The 20,045-nt window shown below is 68.4% G+C and carries 27 protein-coding genes; 3 read left to right on the top strand and 24 right to left on the bottom strand.

Annotated features, from left to right (window positions below):
• Window positions 1–14 precede the first annotated feature (14 nt).
• The 22 genes from rpsH to gdhA form a co-directional block, all read right to left on the bottom strand.
• Window positions 15–413, bottom strand: coding sequence for a 30S ribosomal protein S8 (gene rpsH / locus AOK11_RS03690; RefSeq protein WP_055592171.1), 399 nt, complete (start codon window positions 411–413; stop codon window positions 15–17).
• Between the two features lie 237 nt (window positions 414–650).
• Window positions 651–836, bottom strand: a complete 186-nt coding sequence (locus AOK11_RS03685; RefSeq protein ID WP_003948630.1) for a type Z 30S ribosomal protein S14 — start codon at window positions 834–836, stop codon at window positions 651–653.
• A gap of 5 nt (window positions 837–841) precedes the next feature.
• The gene (gene rplE, locus AOK11_RS03680) at window positions 842–1,399 is read right to left on the bottom strand and encodes a 50S ribosomal protein L5 (RefSeq protein ID WP_055592170.1); all 558 of its coding nucleotides are present in this window, start codon (window positions 1,397–1,399) and stop codon (window positions 842–844) included.
• A complete protein-coding gene (rplX, locus tag AOK11_RS03675) occupies window positions 1,399–1,722 on the bottom strand; it encodes a 50S ribosomal protein L24 (protein WP_042165101.1) in 324 nt (107 codons plus the stop codon). The genes rplE and rplX overlap by 1 nt, the downstream gene beginning before the upstream one ends.
• Window positions 1,723–1,724: 2 nt before the next feature.
• Window positions 1,725–2,093 (bottom strand): 50S ribosomal protein L14, encoded by a 369-nt coding sequence (gene rplN / locus AOK11_RS03670; RefSeq protein ID WP_003992364.1) that lies wholly within the window; start codon window positions 2,091–2,093, stop codon window positions 1,725–1,727.
• A gap of 107 nt (window positions 2,094–2,200) precedes the next feature.
• The gene (gene rpsQ / locus AOK11_RS03665) at window positions 2,201–2,488 is read right to left on the bottom strand and encodes a 30S ribosomal protein S17 (protein ID WP_055570326.1); all 288 of its coding nucleotides are present in this window, start codon (window positions 2,486–2,488) and stop codon (window positions 2,201–2,203) included.
• Window positions 2,488–2,712: a 50S ribosomal protein L29 gene (gene rpmC, locus AOK11_RS03660; RefSeq protein WP_030831683.1), complete on the bottom strand. Its 225-nt coding sequence runs from the start codon at window positions 2,710–2,712 to the stop codon at window positions 2,488–2,490. The genes rpsQ and rpmC overlap by 1 nt, the downstream gene beginning before the upstream one ends.
• Complete coding sequence (gene rplP, locus AOK11_RS03655; RefSeq protein ID WP_054217227.1) at window positions 2,712–3,131, bottom strand: 50S ribosomal protein L16; 420 nt, start codon at window positions 3,129–3,131, stop codon at window positions 2,712–2,714. Before rplP ends, rpmC begins: the two co-directional genes overlap by 1 nt.
• A 5-nt stretch (window positions 3,132–3,136) precedes the next feature.
• On the bottom strand, window positions 3,137–3,964 hold the full coding sequence (gene rpsC / locus AOK11_RS03650; RefSeq protein WP_010986347.1) for a 30S ribosomal protein S3: 828 nt from the start codon (window positions 3,962–3,964) through the stop codon (window positions 3,137–3,139).
• Window positions 3,964–4,311 carry a 50S ribosomal protein L22 gene (gene rplV, locus AOK11_RS03645; protein WP_030619142.1) on the bottom strand — a complete coding sequence of 116 codons (348 nt, stop codon included), beginning with the start codon at window positions 4,309–4,311 and terminating at the stop codon, window positions 3,964–3,966. Before rplV ends, rpsC begins: the two co-directional genes overlap by 1 nt.
• Window positions 4,312–4,353: 42 nt before the next feature.
• The gene (gene rpsS / locus AOK11_RS03640) at window positions 4,354–4,635 is read right to left on the bottom strand and encodes a 30S ribosomal protein S19 (protein WP_003948639.1); all 282 of its coding nucleotides are present in this window, start codon (window positions 4,633–4,635) and stop codon (window positions 4,354–4,356) included.
• 12 nt (window positions 4,636–4,647) lie between these two features.
• The gene (gene rplB / locus AOK11_RS03635; protein WP_055592169.1) at window positions 4,648–5,484 is read right to left on the bottom strand and encodes a 50S ribosomal protein L2; all 837 of its coding nucleotides are present in this window, start codon (window positions 5,482–5,484) and stop codon (window positions 4,648–4,650) included.
• 40 nt (window positions 5,485–5,524) lie between these two features.
• Complete coding sequence (gene rplW, locus AOK11_RS03630) at window positions 5,525–5,944, bottom strand: 50S ribosomal protein L23 (protein ID WP_055592168.1); 420 nt, start codon at window positions 5,942–5,944, stop codon at window positions 5,525–5,527.
• On the bottom strand, window positions 5,944–6,603 hold the full coding sequence (rplD, locus tag AOK11_RS03625; RefSeq protein ID WP_055592167.1) for a 50S ribosomal protein L4: 660 nt from the start codon (window positions 6,601–6,603) through the stop codon (window positions 5,944–5,946). The genes rplW and rplD overlap by 1 nt, the downstream gene beginning before the upstream one ends.
• Before the next feature lie 8 nt (window positions 6,604–6,611).
• Window positions 6,612–7,256: a 50S ribosomal protein L3 gene (gene rplC / locus AOK11_RS03620; RefSeq protein WP_055592166.1), complete on the bottom strand. Its 645-nt coding sequence runs from the start codon at window positions 7,254–7,256 to the stop codon at window positions 6,612–6,614.
• A gap of 18 nt (window positions 7,257–7,274) precedes the next feature.
• Window positions 7,275–7,583, bottom strand: a complete 309-nt coding sequence (gene rpsJ, locus AOK11_RS03615; RefSeq protein WP_003948644.1) for a 30S ribosomal protein S10 — start codon at window positions 7,581–7,583, stop codon at window positions 7,275–7,277.
• 486 nt (window positions 7,584–8,069) lie between these two features.
• Window positions 8,070–8,633 (bottom strand): hypothetical protein, encoded by a 564-nt coding sequence (locus AOK11_RS03610; protein ID WP_240497211.1) that lies wholly within the window; start codon window positions 8,631–8,633, stop codon window positions 8,070–8,072.
• 44 nt (window positions 8,634–8,677) lie between these two features.
• Window positions 8,678–11,449, bottom strand: coding sequence for an RHS repeat-associated core domain-containing protein (locus tag AOK11_RS03605; protein WP_055592164.1), 2,772 nt, complete (start codon window positions 11,447–11,449; stop codon window positions 8,678–8,680).
• Complete coding sequence (locus AOK11_RS42665; protein ID WP_055592163.1) at window positions 11,415–13,238, bottom strand: DUF6531 domain-containing protein; 1,824 nt, start codon at window positions 13,236–13,238, stop codon at window positions 11,415–11,417. The genes AOK11_RS03605 and AOK11_RS42665 overlap by 35 nt, the downstream gene beginning before the upstream one ends.
• Before the next feature lie 100 nt (window positions 13,239–13,338).
• Complete coding sequence (locus tag AOK11_RS03595) at window positions 13,339–13,986, bottom strand: hypothetical protein (RefSeq protein WP_055592162.1); 648 nt, start codon at window positions 13,984–13,986, stop codon at window positions 13,339–13,341.
• Window positions 13,987–14,090: 104 nt separating this feature from the next.
• A complete protein-coding gene (locus AOK11_RS03590; RefSeq protein ID WP_055592161.1) occupies window positions 14,091–14,423 on the bottom strand; it encodes a cupin domain-containing protein in 333 nt (110 codons plus the stop codon).
• Window positions 14,424–14,556: 133 nt separating this feature from the next.
• Window positions 14,557–15,915, bottom strand: coding sequence for an NADP-specific glutamate dehydrogenase (gene gdhA / locus AOK11_RS03585; protein ID WP_055592160.1), 1,359 nt, complete (start codon window positions 15,913–15,915; stop codon window positions 14,557–14,559).
• A 432-nt stretch (window positions 15,916–16,347) separates the two neighbouring features.
• Here gdhA and AOK11_RS03580 point away from each other — a divergent pair, with 432 nt between their 5' ends.
• The 3 genes from AOK11_RS03580 to AOK11_RS03570 are packed head-to-tail and all read left to right on the top strand — an operon-like array spanning window position 16,348 to window position 17,737.
• The gene (locus AOK11_RS03580) at window positions 16,348–16,716 is read left to right on the top strand and encodes a PadR family transcriptional regulator (RefSeq protein ID WP_055592159.1); all 369 of its coding nucleotides are present in this window, start codon (window positions 16,348–16,350) and stop codon (window positions 16,714–16,716) included.
• Window positions 16,713–17,330 carry a hypothetical protein gene (locus tag AOK11_RS03575; protein ID WP_055592158.1) on the top strand — a complete coding sequence of 206 codons (618 nt, stop codon included), beginning with the start codon at window positions 16,713–16,715 and terminating at the stop codon, window positions 17,328–17,330. Before AOK11_RS03580 ends, AOK11_RS03575 begins: the two co-directional genes overlap by 4 nt.
• Entirely contained in the window at window positions 17,327–17,737 is a 411-nt protein-coding gene (locus AOK11_RS03570) for a hypothetical protein (RefSeq protein WP_157869278.1), read from the top strand. Before AOK11_RS03575 ends, AOK11_RS03570 begins: the two co-directional genes overlap by 4 nt.
• Window positions 17,738–18,045: 308 nt before the next feature.
• Here the strand turns inward: AOK11_RS03570 and AOK11_RS03565 are convergent, their stop codons facing one another.
• A complete protein-coding gene (locus AOK11_RS03565) occupies window positions 18,046–18,705 on the bottom strand; it encodes a response regulator (RefSeq protein WP_206188771.1) in 660 nt (219 codons plus the stop codon).
• Window positions 18,678–19,967, bottom strand: coding sequence for a sensor histidine kinase (locus AOK11_RS03560; protein WP_055592155.1), 1,290 nt, complete (start codon window positions 19,965–19,967; stop codon window positions 18,678–18,680). Before AOK11_RS03560 ends, AOK11_RS03565 begins: the two co-directional genes overlap by 28 nt.
• Window positions 19,968–20,045 lie beyond the last annotated feature (78 nt).

Raw genomic sequence — 20,045 nt, 5'->3', positions numbered from 1 at the left:
TCCGTTCCCTTCTGCTACCAGACGTAGGCGAGGACTTCCCCACCCACGCCCTTCTTGCCGGCCTGCTTGTCGGTGAGGAGCCCGTGCGACGTGGAGATGATCGCCACGCCGAGGCCGCCCAGCACCTTCGGCAGGGAGGTGGACTTCGCGTACACCCGGAGACCGGGCTTGGAGATCCGCTTGATGCCCGCGATGGAGCGCTCACGGTTGGGGCCGAACTTCAGCTCGAGAACGAGGTTCTTGCCGACCTCGGCGTCCTCGGTCTTCCAGCCCGTGATGAAGCCCTCCTGCTGGAGGATCTCCGCGATGTGAGACTTGATCTTGGATGCCGGCATCGTCACAGAGTCGTGGTACGCCGAGTTCGCGTTCCGCAGACGAGTCAGCATGTCTGCGATCGGATCAGTCATGGTCATGAATTGGCCTTCGGCCTCTCTCGCCGTGGTTTCCTGGTGCGCCATCCCTCTCCCCGATCCGAGACGGGACGGGTGCGGCGCGGTGGACCTACGGCGTAGTAAGCAAACATTAGCGGGCGGAGCCCGCGTGCGTCCGGGCACGGCAGGTGCCCAACCCCGCAAGCCTAAGCCATGCGGAGCAGGCCTCCTGCCGTTCCCCTTGCTTACCGAGAGCCCTGGGAGTCCGGAACTACCGGATTACCAGGAACTCTTGGTCACGCCCGGCAGCTCGCCACGGTGAGCCATCTCACGAAGGCACACGCGGCACAGGCCGAACTTGCGGTACACGGAGTGCGGACGACCGCAGCGCTGGCAGCGGGTGTAGCCGCGCACTCCGAACTTGGGCTTGCGAGCAGCCTTCGCGATGAGAGCCTTCTTCGCCATCTCGCTCACGCCTCCTTGAACGGGAAGCCGAGGTGACGGAGAAGGGCACGGCCCTCTTCGTCGTTGGTCGCCGTGGTGACCACGGTGATGTCCATACCCCGGACACGGTCGATCTTGTCCTGGTCGATCTCGTGGAACATGACCTGCTCCGTGAGACCGAAGGTGTAGTTGCCACGGCCGTCGAACTGCTTGGGGGACAGACCACGGAAGTCGCGGATGCGCGGCAGCGCGAGCGACAGGGTGCGGTCCAGGAACTCCCACATGCGGTCGCCACGGAGGGTGACGTGGGCACCGATCGGCTGACCCTCACGCAGCTTGAACTGCGCGATGGACTTGCGGGCCTTGGTGACGGCCGGCTTCTGACCGGTGATCGTGGTGAGGTCGCGCACGGCGCCGTCCATCAACTTCGAGTCGCGGGCGGCGTCGCCCACACCCATGTTGACCACGATCTTGACGAGGCCGGGAACCTGCATGACGTTCTCGTAGGAGAACTGCTCGAGCAGCTTGCCCGCGATCTCCTCGCGGTACTTCGTCTTCAGACGCGGAGTGGTGGTGGTCGTCATCAGATGTCCTCACCCGTCCGCTTGGCAACGCGGATCTTGTTGCCTTCGTCGTCGAAGCGGTAGCCGACGCGGGTGACGACCTTCTGGCCGTCCTTCTCCACGACGAGCTGCACGTTGCTGACGTGGACCGGGGCCTCAGTGGTCACGATCCCGCCGGCCTGCGAACCGCGGGCGGTCGGGGCGGCCTTGGTGTGCTTCTTGACCCGGTTGACGCCCTCGACCAGGACGCGGTCCTCGCGCGGGTAAGCGGCAATGACCTTGCCCTGCTTGCCCTTGTCCTTGCCGGTGACGACCTGGACCAGGTCACCCTTCTTGATCTTCATGCTCACAGCACCTCCGGCGCGAGGGAGATGATCTTCATGAACTTCTTCTCGCGCAGCTCTCGGCCGACCGGGCCGAAGATACGGGTGCCACGGGGGTCGCCGTCGTTCTTCAGAATGACGGCGGCGTTCTCGTCGAAGCGGATGTACGAGCCGTCCGGGCGGCGGCGCTCCTTGACCGTGCGAACGATGACCGCCTTGATGACGTCACCCTTCTTCACGTTGCCACCGGGGATCGCGTCCTTGACGGTGGCGACGATCACGTCACCGATGCCCGCGTAGCGGCGACCGGAGCCACCGAGCACACGGATGCAAAGGATTTCCTTCGCCCCCGTGTTGTCGGCGACGCGCAGTCGCGACTCCTGCTGGATCACGTCTATCTCCTGTTTGTCTGCCGGTTCCCCGGGGGCCGCTCATCTGCTTGAGCGAACGGCCCCCGGAGCCTGGCGGAACTGTCCTGCGAGGGGTGCCTCGCAGGAGATTACTTGGCCTTCTCGAGGACCTCGACGATGCGCCAGTGCTTCGTCGCGGACATCGGCCGGGTCTCCATCAGGAGGACACGGTCGCCGACGCCGGCCGAGTTCTGCTCGTCGTGGGCCTTGAGCTTGCTCGTGCTGCGGATGACCTTCCCGTACAGCGCGTGCTTCTTGCGGTCCTCGACGGCGACGACGACGGTCTTGTCCATCTTGTCGCTGACGACGATGCCCTCGCGGGTCTTGCGGAAGCCTCGAGCCTCGGTGTTCGTCTCAGTCACGTTGTTCTCGCTCATCAGGCGTTCTCCACCGTTTCGATGCCCAGCTCGCGCTCGCGCATCAGGGTGTAGATCCGCGCGATGTCCTTGCGGACGGCCTTCAGCCGACCGTGGTTCTCGAGCTGTCCGGTCGCCGCCTGGAAGCGGAGGTTGAACAGCTCTTCCTTGGCTTCGCGGAGCTTCGCCAGAAGCTCCTCGTCACCCAGTTCGCGCAGCTCGGACGCCTTGGTACCGGCCGACATCACGCTTCACCTGCCTCGCGCTTGACGATCCGGCACTTCATCGGCAGCTTGTGGGCTGCGCGAGTCAGCGCCTCACGGGCGATCTTCTCGTTGGGGTAGGACAGCTCGAACATGACCCGACCCGGGTGCACGTTCGCGATCCACCACTCCGGAGAACCCTTACCGGAACCCATGCGGGTCTCGGCAGGCTTCTTCGTCAGGGGACGGTCCGGGTAGATGTTGATCCAGACCTTGCCGCCACGCTTGATGTGGCGGGTCATGGCGATACGGGCCGCCTCGATCTGGCGGTTGGTCACGTACGCCGGCGTGAGGGCCTGAATGCCGTACTCGCCGAACGCGACCGTCGTACCGCCCTTGGCCTGACCACGGCGCGTCGGGTGGTGCTGCTTGCGGTGCTTGACCCTACGGGGGATCAGCATGTCGGTCAGGCCTCCGTTCCGGTGCTCTCAGCCGGAGCGGCAGCCGGAGCCTCAGCCTTGGGGGCCTCGGCAGCGGGAGCCTGCTGCGGCTTGCGACCGCGACCGCCACGCTCGCCACCGCGGCCACCACGGGCCGGGCGGTCAGCGCCACCACGGGCCGGGCGGTTGCCGGCGCGGGCAGCGGCGTTCTCGGCGCGGACCTCGGCGATGTTCTTGACGTCGCCCTTGTAGATCCAGACCTTCACACCGATGCGGCCGAAGGTCGTCTTGGCCTCGAAGAAGCCGTAGTCCACGTTCGCGCGGAGCGTGTGCAGGGGCACACGGCCCTCGCGGTAGAACTCCGAGCGGGACATCTCGGCGCCGCCGAGGCGGCCACCGCACTGGATCTTGATGCCCTTGGCGCCGGCCTTCATCGCCGACTGCATGCTCTTGCGCATGGCACGGCGGAAGGAGACGCGGGAGGAGAGCTGCTCGGCAACGGCCTGGGCAACCAGCTGAGCATCGGTCTCGGGGTTCTTGACCTCGAGGATGTTCAGCTGGACCTGCTTGCCCGTGAGCTTCTCGAGGTCGCCGCGGATGCGGTCGGCCTCGGCGCCACGGCGGCCGATGACGATGCCCGGACGCGCGGTGTGGATGTCCACCCGCACACGGTCACGGGTGCGCTCGATCTCCACCTTCGAGATGCCGGCGCGCTCCATGCCGGACGTCATCATCCGACGGATGGCGACGTCTTCCTTGACGTAGTCCTTGTACAGCTTGTCGGCGTACCAGCGCGACTTGAAGTCGGTGGTGATGCCGAGCCGGAACCCATGCGGGTTAACCTTCTGGCCCATTACCGGGTTCCTTCCTTGCTGCTGACGACCACGGTGATGTGGCTGGTCCGCTTGCGGATCCGGTAGGCGCGGCCCTGGGCACGCGGCCGGAACCGCTTAAGGGTCGGGCCCTCGTCGACGTACGCCTCGGAGATGACGAGGCTGTCGGCGTCGGTGTGGTCGTAGTTGTGCGCGGCGTTGGCAATGGCGCTGTCCAGCACCTTGCCGACCGGCACGCTCGCGGCCTGCGGGGCGAAACGCAGGACCGCCTGAGCCTCCGTGGCATCCATGCCACGGATAAGGTCCACCACTCGGCGGGCCTTCATGGGCGTAACGCGGATGTACCGCGCCTGGGCCCTGGCTTCCATGGTTGTCCTTCCAGTGTCTGTCATGGTCATTCCACCCCGCTGTTAGCGGCGCTTCGACTTCCGGTCGTCCTTGACGTGACCCCGGAAGGTGCGCGTCGGCGAGAACTCACCGAGCTTGTGGCCGACCATCGACTCGGTGACAAACACCGGAATGTGGGTCTTGCCGTTGTGCACCGCGATCGTGTGGCCGAGCATGGCCGGGACGATCATCGAGCGACGGGACCAGGTCTTGATGACGTTCTTGGTGCCGGCTTCGTTCTGGACATCCACCTTCTTGATCAGGTGGTCGTCGACGAAGGGCCCCTTCTTGAGACTACGCGGCATCTAAACCCGCTCCTAGCGCTTCTTGTTCGTCTTGCGGCGGCGGACGATGTACTTGTTCGACGCCTTCTTGGGCGAACGAGTACGGCCTTCCTTCTGACCCCACGGGGACACCGGGTGGCGACCACCGGAGGTACGGCCTTCACCACCACCGTGCGGGTGGTCCACCGGGTTCATGACCACACCACGCACGCTCGGGCGGACGCCCAGCCAGCGCTTGCGCCCGGCCTTGCCCCAGTTGATGTTGCTCTGCTCGGCGTTGCCGACCTCGCCGACGGTGGCGCGGCAGCGGACGTCGACCAGGCGGATCTCGCCGGACGGCATGCGCAGGTGGGCCATGGTGCCCTCCTTCGCGAGCAGCTGCACCGAGGCGCCGGCGGAGCGGGCGAACTTGGCACCGCCGCCGGGACGCAGCTCGATGGCGTGCAGCGTCGTACCGACCGGGATGTTGCGCAGGGCGAGGTTGTTGCCCGGCTTGATGTCGGCCCCGGGACCGTTCTCGACGCGGTCGCCCTGCTGCAGGTTGCGCGGGGCGAGGATGTAGCGCTTCTCGCCGTCGGCGTAGTGCAGCAGCGCGATGCGCGCGGTGCGGTTGGGGTCGTACTCGATGTGCGCGACCTTCGCCGGCACGCCGTCCTTGTCGTGACGACGGAAGTCGATCACGCGGTAGGCGCGCTTGTGTCCGCCACCCTGGTGGCGAACGGTCACACGACCTGAGTTGTTACGGCCGCCCTTGCTGTGCAGGGGACGGACCAGCGACTTCTCCGGCGTGGACCGCGTGACCTCGACGAAGTCGGCGACGCTGGAGCCACGACGGCCCGGCGTAGTCGGCTTGTACTTGCGGATTCCCATTTCTCAGTCCTCGTCCGATTCCGGACGATCCGAACCTCCGTCAGGAGGTCGGACCGCCGAAGATGTCGATACGGTCGCCCTCGGCAAGGGTCACGATCGCGCGCTTGGTGCCCGCGCGCTGGCCGAAGCCGGTGCGGGTGCGCTTGCGCTTGCCCTGGCGGTTGATCGTGTTGACCCCGGTGACCTTGACCGAGAAGACCGCCTGCACGGCCTCCTTGATCTCCGTCTTGTTGGAGCCCGGAGCGACGATGAACGTGTACTTGTTCTCGTCGATGAGCGCGTAGCTCTTCTCCGACACGACCGGCTTGACCAGGACGTCACGGGGGTCCGTGTACGACTTGCTCGCCGGGGTGACGACGGTGTTCTTGCCCTCGGTGGCGTGGCGGTGCGCCTTGGCGACGCGCGCGGCCTTGACCTTCTTCGCCGCCTTGGAGGCGATGGAGGGGTGACGGACTGCCATCAGACCTCGCTCCCTTCGTTGTCGTTGGCCTTGTTCGGGCCGGCGACGAAGGACTCGAAAGCGGTCTTGGTGAAGACCACGTCGTCCGAGACGAGAACGTCGTACGTGTTCAGCTGGCCCGGCTCCAGGATGTGGACCTGGGGCAGGTTGCGGGCGGAGAGCCACGCGGCCTCGTCGGCGCGGTCGACGACCAGGAGCAGGTGCTTGCGCTCCGAAATCTTGCCGAACAGCGTCTTGGCGGCCTTCGTGGAGGGGTTCTCGCCCTCGATCACGCCGGTGACGACGTGAATGCGGTCGTGGCGGGCCCGGTCGGTGAGGGCGTGGCGCAGGGCCGCGGCCTTCATCTTCTTCGGGGTCCGCTGCGAGTAGTCGCGCGGCTGCGGGCCGTGGACGATGCCACCGCCGGCGAACTGCGGCGCACGGGTCGAGCCCTGACGGGCGCGGCCGGTGCCCTTCTGTCGGTACGGCTTCTTGCCGCCACCACGGACTTCACCGCGACGCTTGGTCTTGTGCGTGCCCTGGCGGGCAGCGGCGTTCTGCGCGACGACGACCTGGTGGATCAGCGGGATGCTGATCTTCTCCACGCCGAAGATCTCCGCGGGGAGCTCGACGCTTCCGGTCTTCTCGCCGGCAGGCGAAAGGATGTCAACAGTGCTCATCGGTTACCTCAGGCCCCCTTGGCCGCGGTGCGGACCAGGACGAGGCCGCCGTTCGGACCGGGAACCGCGCCCTTGATGAGCAGCAGACCCTTCTCCGCGTCAACGGCGTGGACGGTCAGGTTCTGGGTGGTGACCCGCTCGTTGCCCATACGGCCCGCCATGCGCTGGCCCTTGAACACACGACCCGGGGTGGCGCAGCCGCCGATGGAACCGGGCATGCGGTGCACGCGCTTGGCGCCGTGCGAGGCCTTGTTGCCCTTGAAGTTGTGGCGCTTCATGACGCCACTGAAGCCCTTGCCCTTGCTCTTCGCGGTGACGTCGACCTTCACGCCGGCCTCGAACACCTCGGCGGTGACTTCCTGGCCCAGCGTGTACTCGGAGGCGTCCGCGGTGCGGATCTCGACGAGGTGACGACGGGGGGTGACGTCGGCCTTGGCGAAGTGGCCCTTGAGGGGCTTGTTCACCTTGCGCGGGTCGATCTCACCGAACGCGATCTGGACGGACTCGTAGCCGTCGGCGTCGTTCGTACGGACCTGGGTGACGACATTGGGCCCGGCCTTGAGGACGGTGACGGGAACAACGCGGTTGTTCTCGTCCCACACCTGCGTCATGCCGAGCTTCTCGCCCAGGATGCCCTTGATCTGCTTGGTCATCTCTCAGATCACCGGCCCTCAGAGCTTGATCTCGATGTCGACACCGGCCGGGAGGTCGAGTCGCATCAGGGAGTCAACGGTCTTGGGGGTCGGGTCGAGGATGTCGATGAGGCGCTTGTGCGTGCGCATCTCGAAGTGCTCGCGCGAGTCCTTGTACTTGTGCGGCGACTTGATGACGCAGTACACGTTCTTCTCAGTGGGAAGCGGCACCGGGCCCGCGACCGACGCACCAGTACGCGTCACCGTCTCGACGATCTTCTTCGCCGAGGAGTCGATGACCTCGTGGTCGTAGGCCTTGAGCCGGATGCGGATCTTCTGTCCCGCCATGGCTACTTCGTAGTCCTGTCTCTAGTAACGCTCTGGAACCCGATGGTTTGCCCGCTCTGTCACTCACCCTCCCCTCCTCCGACCCACGCGGTCGGGCGTGTCGCGCTCCCGTCGACATGAATGTCCCTTGTCGGAACTTCCCTGCATGGGAGTGCGGGCCCTTCCGGAACCGCGGGCGGGGGCGAGAGGCCCACCGGGCGCCTGGTCTGCACCCCGCTGACACTTCCCGGAAGATTCCCGTACGTCCGCCCCTACATCTCTCGATGTAATGCATGGGACGACGAGTACTGTGGGACTCGCTTCCGGTCCTCCCGACGGGAGACGCGCAGCATCGGCACTCGACCGAGCAACCCCGCTAGTCTGCCACAGCGGGGAGCGGCCTGGCCAATCGGGCCGGAGAGAATACCCCGGGGGTGACGGGGGTCAAACCACAGCCGCCGAGTACCGGCTGCTGGGAGGCACCGCACCCGGACGGCACGTCACGCGTCAGAAGCCCCATGGCTCGGGATGCGGCGTGAGAGCCCGGTCCTCCGACCAGATCAGGCGGGCCTCCAGGTCGGCGCCCAGGATCTTCTGGAGGCGCTCGACCGCCCAGCCGTTCCAGTGGACGGCTCCCGGGAAATCGGGCACACGAAAAGCGGGCAGCTCGGCAGGCAGGGCATCGGGGCGGAAGACTGTGATCTTCATCTGGCCCGTTCCCTTCTTCGGCTTGGACGACCTGCGTGGATCCACACAGTCGACCACCTTCTCCACGAGGTAGAGGGCGTACTCGGGTTCAGCCTCCGGGTCGGCACCTTCCGGGAAGACAGGGAGGTAACGTCCCGCTGCCGCCAGTTCTCCCGCCAGAAGGTCGGCGACACGACTGCTGAACACCGGAGCACCCGGATACCCGCAGGGGAACTCGGCCTCCCGCAGACGCGGATTCCCGACCCACTCGGCGGCAAACGAATCCGGCAGGTCCGCAAAGTCCCCGGTGCGCAGCCCTCGGATCAGCTTCCGGTGTGCGTACTCCTCAAGGGACAGGGTCCGGAAGTCCCCCAGGCTCGGCATCAAGCGGTAGACCGTGAGAGGCCCGCGAGAGCGGTCAGTCGTCATCACGCCGTCCAGACCGCGCCAGGCCCCGGCGCACCGGTGGCGAGCTCACCCTCGACCTGGCGGCCGATGCTGCGCAGTTCCCGCCGTAGCTGTGCGCGAATGGCGCGCACGCCCATTCCCTGGTCCACCCCGTCACGCACGACCTGCTCCAGATGCTGGTTGACTCGGCGCAGGAAAGGTTCGCGGTGGGTGTAGTTGTGGGGGGCCGGATGACCCAGCGGGATTCCGTTGGCTGCGTCGTTGACATCGACTCCATACCTCTCCAACAGTGCACGGCTGCGGGCTCCGGGTACCCAGTGGCCCGCGTTCCCTCCGGACGGAACGATATGGGCAGCCGCGTGGCCGCGTGGCGGGCGGCGTCCCTCGCGCCTCATGTTCCTTCGCAGCCGGCGCGCGTTCTGCCGACAGGTGAGAAGGCCCAGGTAGTCGAACCAGAGAAGCGGGTTGAGGGTGTAGCGGCGAGGATTCGGACCGGCGTCCATTCCCAAGGGATCGGGGCTGATGTAGGCCGCCGTCACCGGGTCGTAATGCCGAAAGTAGTTGTAGTGAAGCCCTGTCTCCGCGTCGAAGTACTGCCCGGGAAAACGGAGCGGCGTATAAGCCGTCGCACTCGTATCGGGCACGGTGAGACCCCAGAGCGTGGCGTCCGAGCGCCAGGCGAAGGCGCCGTCCTCTGAGACGAGCTCGGTCGGGGTACCGACGAGGTCGGTGATGATGGCGAAGAATCGTTCGTCGACGACTTCCTGGGGAGCACCCGCCAGGGCAGTGCGCTCCGTCTGTGCGACAGGTCGCACTCCTTCACGGTCCCAGGTGAGGGAGTGTTCTTCCGGGCTGTCGTGGGTGCGCGTGGTCTGCTCCGCCAGGTGCGGGCCGTCCCAGGTGAAGCGGGTCTCCTCCAGGACCGTCGCTCCGTCCTCGCCAAGACGCTGCTTGGCGACGCGGCGTCCGAGCGGGTCGTACCGGTAGCGCCAGGCTGTTCCGTCGGGCGTGGTCACCGAGGTGAGCCGGTCTTCGGAGTCCCAGGTGTAGCGCCAGATGTCGGGCTTGCGGGAGAGCCGGGTCCTACGGCGCAGGATCACGCGCCCTGCGGAGTCGTACTCGTAGCGCACCGAACCGGCTCGCGAGACTCGGTGACCCTCGTACGTGCGCTCCCCGCGCCCCTCGGGCACGGGCTGTCGCTCGGGCCAGGAGGCCCAGGTCAGGTTGCCGGTCTCGTCGTACGCGTAGGTCTCGGTCCAGTCCGCGGCACGGACGGCGGTGACTTGTCCCGCTGTGTCTACATCGAATGTGCGGCGGCCTGTGCCTTGATCGTCCAGTGCCGTCACACAGCCGTCGGCCCGATAGGTGTATGTCTGCTGTTTGAGCGGTTGCGCGGATCGCGGCGAGGACAGCGTCTGACCGGTGAGTCGGTCCTCGGTGTCCCAGGACTGGGTGAGGACGAGTCCGGTGGGCCCCAGCCGCCGCGTGCTTTCCCGTCCCACCGCGTCGTACTCGGAGACAAGGGTCCGGCCGGAGGCGGTGAGAGCGGTGCGATTGCCTGCCGCGTCGTACTCGTAGCGTGTGATGACGCCACTGGGCGTCGTACGGCGCGTGGGACGATTCAGCACGTCGTAGGCCGTCGTCACCGCGCGCCCGTCGATCGCCTCGCTCGTGATGCGTCCCGCGGCGTCGTACACGTAGCTCAGTGTGGCGTCGTGACCTGTGGCGCTGAGGAGCCGACCGGCGGCGTCGTGCACGAAGGCGATCGTGGCCGCCCCGTCGACCGTCCTCTCCACCTGGTTCCCCACGCTGTCGTACCGGAAGACGGTTGCCTGCCCCAGCGGATTGACACGGCTGAGGAGCTGCCCGGCCGCGTCGTACGCGTACGTCACCGTCCGGCCTTCGAAGTCCGTCTCCGTGACGAGTCGGCCTGCGGCATCGTGGACGTAGTCCCAGGTGAGTCCGTGCGGGTTGCCGACCTGTACGAGACGCAACTCGGTGTCGTGGGTGAAGACGTACCGGACTCCGTCGGAAGTCGTCCGGGAGGTCAGTAGGTCGAAAGCGCCGTAGGTGAAACGGGTGACCTGACCTAGCGCGTCTGTGTGGGTGACGCAGTTTCCCTCACCGTCGTACGTCCAGCGTTCGCCGCTGCCGTCCGGGTCACGTCGGGAGGCCTGCAGCCCTTCGATGGTCCATGTCGTCACGGTTGTCGATCCCAGGGGATCGGCGACCGTCGCACTCCGTCCGAAAGCGTCGTAGGTGAACTGCCAGACGGCTCCGAGCGGGTCCGTCGCGGAGAGCGGCTGCCCGGCCGCATTGTTGGTGAAGCGCTGCACCGAGCCCAGCGGGTCGGTGAGAGAAGTGAGAGCACCGGTTTCATCCCGGGTGAACCTCACCGTCGAACCATCAGGTCGCGTCACGGCCGTACAGTTGCCACGCTCGTCCCAGTCCTGTCGCACAACCAACCCGTCGTAGCCGGTCAGCTCGATGAGCAGGTTGAGTTCGTTGAAGCGGGCGGACGAAGTGGAGCCGTCAGGTAGGCGAACGGCTGCGAGATTACCGGCCGCATCCCACTCCATGTGGGTGGTGCGCCCCAACGGATCCGTACGCGCTGTGAGTTGATCTCGCCTGTTCCATTCCTGCCGGACCACGTTGCCCAGCGCATCCGTCTCGGCGATGAGCTGGAAGGCGTCGTTGAACTGGTAGATCGTGGAGTGTCCCAGCGAGTCGACGGCAGTCGTGCGGTGCGCCTCGTCGTCATAGGTGAACGTGTAAGTCCAGGAATCCGTCACGTCCGCGCCCGGCTGTGCACCGCCCGATGTCGTCGTAGGTGAAGCGATACCAGAATCCGTTGCGGTCCTCCCAACCGGTCATGCGCCTGTGGTCGTCGTAGAAAAAGCGGAGGGGAAGCCCTGAGGAGTTGACAACCTGAACGAGGTTGCCGGTCATGTCGTAGTCGTACCGGACGAGGACGGGTTGCTCACGGGCACTGCTCAGGACCAGCGCCGTGATTCTGCCGTTCTCACAGGTCACGCCGATGCGGTAGCCGCCGTGATGCGTGATTTCCTCGGGAGAGCCGTCGGCCGCGTACGAAACCGTGATGGCGTTGTCGTTGCGGTCCCTGATGCCAGTGAGCGGAAGCTCCGCCGGGGGGCCGAGCGCAAGCGACCGGAAGGTCATTCTCTGTCCGGTCTCGGGCCGGTGCACGGTAATCTCGCCCTCCGGCGTGCCGTCCCAGGACATGGGCCAGCGAGGTCCCTCCACCGGCAGTACGGGCACATCCGGTTCCGGCACCGGATACGTGAGAACCATGCCGTCCTCGACCACGTAGCGCACACCGGAAGGGTCCAGAATGAGCCGCTGGTCGAGTGTGGTGGTCCAGCTGCGCCCGAGCAACCGGCCGCTTCGAGTGCCGGCACGGAAGTGCCGTTCGAAGACGAGCGGCAGCGATCCGTCCAGGGAGACATCGATCGCAGACATGACCATTTCGCCGGTGGCCATGTCGATCGGGTCACCGCGCGTGAAGAGCTTCTTCATCTGACGGCCCAGCAGGCGAGTGCCCTTCCCCAGGCCCTTCACCCCGAGGGCCATGCCCTTGAGGCCGGTCCTGCCGAGAGCCTTCACTCCCTTGGCAAGACCGCCGAGAGTGGTCAGGCCCTTCATGCCGGGTATGCAGTCCAGCGCCGCCAGCCCCACGTCCCATAGGGATGCCTGGCCCTTGGAGTACTTGTAGAGGGTGTCGGCGAGGACGACGAGGGCGGCGATCAGGACGATCGCGCCCAGGATCGGGCCGCCGATGATCAGGGCGACGATGCCGACGACCGCGACGACGACCTTGCAGGCGGCGACGATGGTGTCCCAGTTGTCGGTGAACCAGTCACCGATCTCCCCCCACACCGACCGGTTCTGGATACCGGCGTCCGACGCCTCGTCGATCTTGCCCTTGGCCTCGCGGGCCGCCTCCTCACGCATCCCGCGCGCGTCCGCGGCCATCTTCCTCGCCGCGGCCAGCGCGTCCTGGGCCTCGGAGACGTCCGCGCGGGCGGAGGTCTCGGCGGTCTTCGCGTTGCGCACGTCCCTCGTCGCGGCCCGCACCTTGGCCTCGTCCGGCCTGTCCGCGTCCGACTTGCTGCCGGTGGGGTCGTCCTTGTACTTGTCGGCCTCCTTTGCCGCCCGGCCCACCCACGATTCGGCCGACGACAGCCGGGACTGCGCCGAGGACAGATCGGCACGCGCCTCACGCGCCTTGGCCAGCGCCCGGTCCGCCAGCGCCTGCGCCCGCTCCAGCTTCGGCCAGTAGGCGGCGAGCGCGTCGCCGCACATCCCGTAGGACTTCTCCAGCTTCTTGAGGTTCTTCGGAACCCCGGAGAACTCCTCCTTGAACACGGTCGCCGACTTGCCGGCCCACTCCGCCAGCGTGCTCTCGCCCGCCATGCCCTTGACCAGGCGCAGCGCCTCGGAGACGTCGTCGGCGAAGTCGTGCAGAACCTTCGCGAGCCTGCGCACCCGCTCCGGGTCACCGGGGGTGGGGTCCCTGTCCAGGTCCAGGGCATGCCAATCCGTCGGCCTGTGGCCCGCCATCCCGCAACCCCCGTCACGCGCACATCATCAACCACCGTATGCACACGGGAACTTACAAGGCACAGCAGTTCGAGGGAAAGGTCAGGTCGGGACGCGTGGCTCAGTCGGTGAAGCGGAACGTCAACGTGATCGCGTCGAAGATGTCGAAGAAGGAGTCGGCGAGGTCGAGGACCTGGCTGCTGCCCGCCACCAGGGCGACCTTGCCCTCCTGGCCGGGGACCGGGATGAAGGTCTGCGTCAGCACCGCGCGGACGGTGCGGTGGAGTTCGTCGCCGGGTACGGGGATGTCCTCGATGCCGTACGTCCGGGCCGCCGGGCCGACGCCCGGGATGTCGACGGTGGTCACCTTGCGCCAGGAGTCGCCCGGCTTTCCGGCTTCCTTGACGGCGAGTTGGGCGGTGATGGCGGCCGGGTCGGTGGGGAGCGGGTCGCCCCCGCTCGTACGGCCGCCGACCAGGGACACCGTCACCGAGCCGGTGATCGGGGCGTCCCCGCCGAAGCTCTCGGCCATGCAGCCGCAGTACAGCGCGCCCGACTTCCAGGCGTCCGCGGCGGCCTTCCGCAGGAACGTGGTGTACGTGTCCCGGTGCGGTTCCAACTCCGGGTGCTGACGCAGACGTTCGGTCACCATCCGGTGGATCGAGTCGTCCCGCGACTCCGGCCGGACGTCGAACTCCCACCAGGACTCCGGCACCTTGATCCGGAAACCGCCGCGTTCGACGGTCAGCGCCTCCATGTAGCGGGCCATGACGCCGCACTCCCCCCGTTCACGGTTCGATCGTCTGCGCCGACATCGTCCCATTGTTCGGTGCGACCCCGTGGCGGGGAGGGTCCGGTCCTCGGTCTCGTCCCTCAGGCCTGCTTGGCGACGGTGAGGAGTACGACCGCGTCCTCCAGAGCCTCCAGGGCGTGCCGGGCCGGCGGGATGATGATCAGATCACCGTCCCGGCCCTCCCACGACGTCTCCCCGCTGGTGAGGCGGACCCGGCCGCGCAGCACCAGCAGGGTCGCCTCGCCGGGGTTCTCGTGCTCGGCGAGGGAGGTGCCGGAGGTCAGCGCGAGGAGGGTCTGGCGCAGGGTGTGCTCGTGGCCGCCGTAGACCGTGCTCGCGCTGCGGCCGGTGGAGGCGGCGGCGGCGCGTTCCAGGTGCTCGCGGGCGAGGGCGTCGAGGGAGAGCTTCTGCATGGGTCCGAGTCTCCACGGCCGGGTCGTGCGGGCGCCAGGGCCATGTGGGGTAGTCCCCCGCCGAGCGGGCTGGGACCAGGCCCGAGCGGGGGAAGGGCCGCTGCCTCCCCCCGCCGGTAATGGTCCGGAACCGTCAGATGACGCCCTGTGCCAGCACCGCGTCCGCGACCCGCTCGAATCCGGCGATGTTCGCGCCCGTGACGTAGTCGCCGGGGGAGCCGTAGCGGTCGGCGGTCTCGGCGCACGTGTTGTGGATGTCGGTCATGATGCGGGCCAGCTCGTTCTCGACCTGGTCGGCCTTCCACGTCGTACGCGACGCGTTCTGCGTCATCTCCAGGGCGCTGACCGCGACCCCGCCCGCGTTCGCCGCCTTGCCGGGGCCGAAGGCGACTCCGGCCTGCTGGAGGAGCTGCACGGCCTTCGGTGTCGTGGGCATGTTCGCGCCCTCCGAGACGGCCTTCACGCCGTTGCGGATGAGCGTGGCGGCCGCGTCCTCGTCCAGCTCGTTCTGCGTGGCCGACGGCAGGGCGATGTCGGCCGGGACCTCCCAGACCCGCCCGCCGGGCACGAACCGCGCGGAGGGGCCGCGCCGCTCGGCGTACGTGCTCACCCGGCCGCGCTCGACCTCCTTGATCTGGCAGAGCAGCTCCAGGTCGATGCCCTTCTCGTCGACGACGTAGCCGCTGGAGTCGGAGCAGGTCACCGGGTTGGCACCGAGGGCGATCAGCTTCTGGATGGTGTAGAGCGCGACGTTCCCGGAGCCGGAGACGACCGCGGTCTGGCCCTCGAGGTCCTCGCCGCGCTCGTGCAGCATCGCCTCGGCGAACAGCACGTTGCCGTACCCGGTCGCCTCCGGCCGGATCAGCGAGCCGCCCCAGCCGGCGCGCTTGCCGGTCAGGACGCCGCCCTCCCAGCGGTTGGTGATCCGCCGGTACTGGCCGAACAGGTAGCCGATCTCGCGCGCGCCGACACCGATGTCACCCGCCGGGACGTCGGTGTACTCGCCGATGTGCCGGTACAGCTCCGTCATGAAGGACTGGCAGAAGCGCATGACCTCCGCGTCGCTGCGGCCCTGCGGGTCGAAGTCGCTGCCACCCTTGCCGCCGCCGATGCCGAGGCCGGTCAGCGCGTTCTTGAAGACCTGCTCGAAGCCGAGGAACTTGATGATCCCCAGGTTCACGGAGGGGTGGAAGCGCAGACCGCCCTTGTACGGGCCCAGGGCGCTGTTGTATTCGATCCGGAAACCGCGGTTGACGTGGACCCGACCCTGGTCGTCCTGCCACGGCACCCGGAAGATGATCTGCCGCTCCGGCTCGATCAGCCGCTCGACGAGCCCCGGGTCCCGGTACTCGGAGCGTGCCGCGAGCGCCGGTCCGAGGCTGTCCAGCACTTCGCGTGCGGCCTGGTGGAACTCGTGTTCCGCCGGATTGCGGCGGACGATTTCGGCGTGCAGGTGGGCGAGCGCTGTGCTGCGGTCGGGTCGTGAGGTCACGGGGTCCCTTTCTGGCGCGGCTGACACCGGAACGAGCCCGGTGATGGGCGCGCGGCGCCATTGCCTCGCGCAGGACGGCGACCGCCAGGGGGCTTCTCCGTACAGCAGTCGACCCTTCAGTGTTACTCATGTGTAAAGCGGAAGGCCAAGGATCTGACACGACTGTCCGCCATTCGAGACCCTTCGTACGGAACGCGGGACAACTGACCGAGTTCGGGTACCCCCGTCGCCGCACCCGCCCACACCGCCCACACCGCCCGCATCGCCCCCTGGGCCGGCGGTCACCGGCCTCCGACCGGAGGTGTCCGGCGATCAGCGGGCCCGGCGCCCGCGCCATGGCGGCTCGCGTCCCATGACCTCGCTCTGCGCGTACTCTTGACACTCGACTATTCTGAATTTCAGACTAGTCGTGATCGTAGGGAGGGTCGATGCATGGGCGACATCCAGCCCGCATGGCTCCGCGCCGTCCTGCCGCTGTGCCTTCTGGCCACGCTGGAACGCGGAGAGAGTTACGGGTACGCGCTGCTCCAACAGCTCCAGGAATCGGGACTCGGCACGGTCAAGGGAGCCGTGCTGTACCCGGCACTGACGCGGCTCGCCGACGACGGTGCGGTCGAGGTCCGATGGGCCCCGGGAGAGGGCGGCCCCGGCCGGAAGTACTACCGGCTGACCGATGCGGGACGGGAGCGGCTGGCACGGGAACGCCGGGCATGGCAGGGCTTCCGCACGGCGGTCGACACGGTGGCGGCTTTTTCGGCCGGCCCCACCGGCACACCTCATGAACAGGAAAAAAATCGATGACGAAGGCCGCCGCCGGTACCCGCCCGGGTCACAGCGACCGGGACGCCTGGGCCGACAAGCTGGAACGGGAACTCACCCTCGTGCACAGCGTGCCGCGCGAGCTGGTGAACCGTGTGCTGGCGGAGGTCGCCGAGGCAGTCACCGAGACGGAACAGCCGGCGGAGGAACTCTTCGGCCCCGCCGAGGAGTACGCCGCCGTGGTGGCCACCGAACGGGTCGACGTCCGGCACCGCAGCGCGCTCGACTTCGAAGGCAGGACACCGGCCACGCATTTCCGGCAGGGCATGGTGGCAGGGAGCATCGCCGTCCTGATCATGACCGTGGCCGGAACCTTCAGCGGTGAGGAGCTGTCCGGCGCCTCGACTCTCCTCCTGTCCCTCTCCACATCCGTCTTCGTGGCCGTCGGCTTCGCGGTCTTTCCCGCCCTGCGGGCGGCCGGACGGACCCGGACCGCCTGGCTCCACGGCGCCGGCGTCATCGCCGCGGTCGGCGTCTGCCTTGCGGCCCTCCCTGCGATCCGGGACGCACATTCCTTCCCGTTCCCCCGTTCGCGGCGGCCGGGTGCGGGCTGCTGCTCGGGGTCCTGGGGCCGGCCGTACCCGCGCGGGTGGTGAACCGGTGGTTCTCCCCCGGCGAGGGCCGACGGCTCGATGACGAGCAATGGCTGCGCCGACTGGGCGAGTTGCTGCACGGGCGGCACGGTCTTCCCCTGCGCACCGCACAACAGCATGTGACCGAAGCACGGGAGCACCTGGCGGCCACCGGGAGCGGCGCACAGCAGGAACTCGGCCAGGTGGAGATCTACGCCATGGACCTGACCGACGGCCCGGGCCGGGACGTCCAGCGGATCCGCCACAGGCTCCTCGGCGCCCTCTCCGGTACGGCCGTCTTCGCCGTGCTGTTCACCCTCACCCTGCTGGACCCCGACAGCAGTGGCGCGGCTCCCTGGGCCCACGCCGTGCTCTTCGCCTGCTCCAGCGCCTTGGCGGTCACCCTCCTCCGGAAGATGAGGACCCGGTGAACCACGCCGGCCCTCACTGACCGGCCTCATCACCGGAATCACCCCGTACGGGACGATCGGGCCCTGGTGTGCCGTCACAGCGCATCCGGGTTCGCGCCCCCGGTCCGCGCGGACGACGAGGAGAACCGGAGGCGAGCGGTACCGCGGTGGAGAGCTGTCGGGTCGGATCAGCAAGCTCACTTGTCGGCTCGCGCAGCGCGTACCGACGGCCGCCTCGGTCCACTCCCGGTCCACCCGGTAACGGCACGGGGCGGACAGCCCGGTGTCACGGGCCGGTTGCCGGATACGGATACTCGCGGTACGCCGCGTCAGGCCCGCAGATATGCCAGGACCGCCAGCACCCTGCGGTGGGTCTCGGTCGCCGGGGGCAGGTCGAGCTTGGTGAGGATGCTGCCGATGTGCTTGCCCACGGCCGCCTCGGAGACGACGAGTTCGCGGGCGATGGCGCCGTTGGACCTGCCCTCCGCGATCAGGGCCAGCACCTCGCGCTCACGCGGGCTGAGCCGCTCCAGGGGGTCCCGGCGGCGGCGCAGCAACTGGCGTACCACCTCCGGGTCGACGACCGTGCCGCCGTCCGCGACCTCGGCCAGCGCGTCGACGAACTCCTCGACCTGGCCGACGCGGTCCTTCAGCAGGTAGCCGACGCCCGTGCCGTCACCGGAGTCCAGCAGTTCGGCGGCGTAGGCCCGCTGGACGTACTGGCTGAGGACGAGGACGGGCAGGGTGGGGCGCCGCTCCCGCAGCCGCACCGCCGCGTGCAGGCCCTCGTCCTGGAAGCCGGGCGGCATGCGGACGTCCGTCACGACGATGTCCGGGGTGTGTTCCTCCACGGCCCCGATCAGCGCCTCCGCGTCGCCCACCGCCGCCACGACCTCGTGTCCGCAGCGGCCGAGCAGGCCGATCAGACCGTCCCGCAGCAGCACGCTGTCCTCGGCCAGTACTACGCGAAGCGTTCGGTCCACTCGCAAGGAATCTCCACGCGCAACAGGGTCGGTCCGCCCGGCGGACTGGACAGGGAGATTTTGCCACCCAGGACGGACACCCGGTCGGCGAGCCCGGTCAGTCCGCTGCCCTCCCCGGCCTCGGCGCCGCCCCGGCCGTCGTCGCGGATCTCCAGGAACAGCCGGCCGTCACGGTGCCCGCCGGTCACCTCCGCACGGTCGGCGCCACTGTGCCTGGCCGTGTTGGCGAGGGCCTCGCAGACCACGAAGTAGGCGGCGGCCTCGACCGCTCGGGGCAGCCGCCCGGACAGCTCCAGACGGACGTCGACGGGGACGACGGACCGGTCGGCGGCATCGTCGACGGCCGCCTTGAGGCCGTAGTCGGCGAGCACCTTGGGATGAATGCCGCGGATCAGCTCGCGCAACTCCTCCAGCGCCTTTCCCGCCTCCCCGTGGGCCTTGGCCAGTTGGTCGGCAAGGGGGCCTGATGGTGCGTCCAGGCGGGCCAGGCCGAGGGCCATCGTCAGGGCGACGAGGCGCTGTTGGGCGCCGTCGTGCAGGTCGCGTTCGATCCGGCGCCGTTCGGCTTCGAAGGCGTCCACCAAGCGCACGCGGGACCGGGTGAGTTCGACGACCCTGGCGCCCAGGTCACCGCCGCGCGGGGCGACGAGGACGCGGGTCAGCTCGGCACGCGCGCCCGCCGCCAGGCCCAGCGCGTAGGCGCCCAGGGCGAGGAGCAGCAGTCCCAGCACCGCCATGCCGAACGCGGTCGGCCAGGTGGTGACCGTCCACTGCTTGAGCACCTTCGCCTCCTCGCCCTCACCTACGGTGGCCATCAGCAGCGGGGTGGCGACCGTGGAGAGCGGCAGGGCCAGGGCGGTGGTGACGACGAGGGCGTCCACCGGCCAGAGCAGACCGGCGAACAGCAGGGCGTAGCCGAGCTCCCGCCAGGTCGCCCGCTCCCGCAGCCGGGTGGTCAGCCAGGCCCATGGGCCCGCGGCGGTGGGCTGTCGGTGCCGGCCGGGTGCGGGGTCACGGTCGACCAGGCGCAGCCGGTGCCGTTCCACCTGGGCGACGGGGATGCCCGCGAGGGCGGTGAGGACCAGCAGCGGCAGGCCCACCACCACGACGGCGAGGACACCGCCGGCGGCCGCCGCGGCCACGATCCCCACCAGGGTCACGGCACCGGCCACCGCCCCGGTCACCAGGTAGGCGGCCGCGCGCCACGGCCACGCCGACAGCAGGAAGCCGGGGGCGGACATGGCCTGCCACACGTTCCGAGGGTGCATGCGGGTCACCGTAGAACTGCCGCGTACGGCGGGGCCATCGGTCCAGGGGGCCTCCCCGGGGTAGGGCCGGCCCTACCC

The organism is Streptomyces hirsutus (genome assembly GCF_001418415.1).
GTDB lineage: Bacteria > Actinomycetota > Actinomycetes > Streptomycetales > Streptomycetaceae > Streptomyces > Streptomyces hirsutus.
Note: the sequence above shows the minus strand (reverse complement) of the source record. Positions and strands in the feature narration are given on the sequence as shown.

Bases quoted from the DNA above. Each gene is read 5' to 3' on its own strand.
- rpsH (WP_055592171.1), bottom strand. From the start codon at position 413: ATGACCATGACTGATCCGATCGCAGACATGCTGACTCGTCTGCGGAAC.
- AOK11_RS03685 (WP_003948630.1), bottom strand. From the start codon at position 836: ATGGCGAAGAAGGCTCTCATCGCGAAGGCTGCTCGCAAGCCCAAGTTC.
- rplE (WP_055592170.1), bottom strand. From the start codon at position 1,399: ATGACGACCACCACCACTCCGCGTCTGAAGACGAAGTACCGCGAGGAG.
- rplX (WP_042165101.1), bottom strand. From the start codon at position 1,722: ATGAAGATCAAGAAGGGTGACCTGGTCCAGGTCGTCACCGGCAAGGAC.
- rpsQ (WP_055570326.1), bottom strand. From the start codon at position 2,488: ATGAGCGAGAACAACGTGACTGAGACGAACACCGAGGCTCGAGGCTTC.
- rpmC (WP_030831683.1), bottom strand. From the start codon at position 2,712: ATGTCGGCCGGTACCAAGGCGTCCGAGCTGCGCGAACTGGGTGACGAG.
- rplP (WP_054217227.1), bottom strand. From the start codon at position 3,131: ATGCTGATCCCCCGTAGGGTCAAGCACCGCAAGCAGCACCACCCGACG.
- rpsC (WP_010986347.1), bottom strand. From the start codon at position 3,964: ATGGGCCAGAAGGTTAACCCGCATGGGTTCCGGCTCGGCATCACCACC.
- rplV (WP_030619142.1), bottom strand. From the start codon at position 4,311: ATGGAAGCCAGGGCCCAGGCGCGGTACATCCGCGTTACGCCCATGAAG.
- rpsS (WP_003948639.1), bottom strand. From the start codon at position 4,635: ATGCCGCGTAGTCTCAAGAAGGGGCCCTTCGTCGACGACCACCTGATC.
- rplB (WP_055592169.1), bottom strand. From the start codon at position 5,484: ATGGGAATCCGCAAGTACAAGCCGACTACGCCGGGCCGTCGTGGCTCC.
- rplW (WP_055592168.1), bottom strand. From the start codon at position 5,944: ATGGCAGTCCGTCACCCCTCCATCGCCTCCAAGGCGGCGAAGAAGGTC.
- rplD (WP_055592167.1), bottom strand. From the start codon at position 6,603: ATGAGCACTGTTGACATCCTTTCGCCTGCCGGCGAGAAGACCGGAAGC.
- rplC (WP_055592166.1), bottom strand. From the start codon at position 7,256: ATGACCAAGCAGATCAAGGGCATCCTGGGCGAGAAGCTCGGCATGACG.
- rpsJ (WP_003948644.1), bottom strand. From the start codon at position 7,583: ATGGCGGGACAGAAGATCCGCATCCGGCTCAAGGCCTACGACCACGAG.
- AOK11_RS03610 (WP_240497211.1), bottom strand. From the start codon at position 8,633: ATGCCGAGCCTGGGGGACTTCCGGACCCTGTCCCTTGAGGAGTACGCA.
- AOK11_RS42665 (WP_055592163.1), bottom strand. From the start codon at position 13,238: ATGGCGGGCCACAGGCCGACGGATTGGCATGCCCTGGACCTGGACAGG.
- AOK11_RS03595 (WP_055592162.1), bottom strand. From the start codon at position 13,986: ATGGCCCGCTACATGGAGGCGCTGACCGTCGAACGCGGCGGTTTCCGG.
- AOK11_RS03590 (WP_055592161.1), bottom strand. From the start codon at position 14,423: ATGCAGAAGCTCTCCCTCGACGCCCTCGCCCGCGAGCACCTGGAACGC.
- AOK11_RS03580 (WP_055592159.1), top strand. From the start codon at position 16,348: ATGGGCGACATCCAGCCCGCATGGCTCCGCGCCGTCCTGCCGCTGTGC.
- AOK11_RS03575 (WP_055592158.1), top strand. From the start codon at position 16,713: ATGACGAAGGCCGCCGCCGGTACCCGCCCGGGTCACAGCGACCGGGAC.
- AOK11_RS03560 (WP_055592155.1), bottom strand. From the start codon at position 19,967: ATGCACCCTCGGAACGTGTGGCAGGCCATGTCCGCCCCCGGCTTCCTG.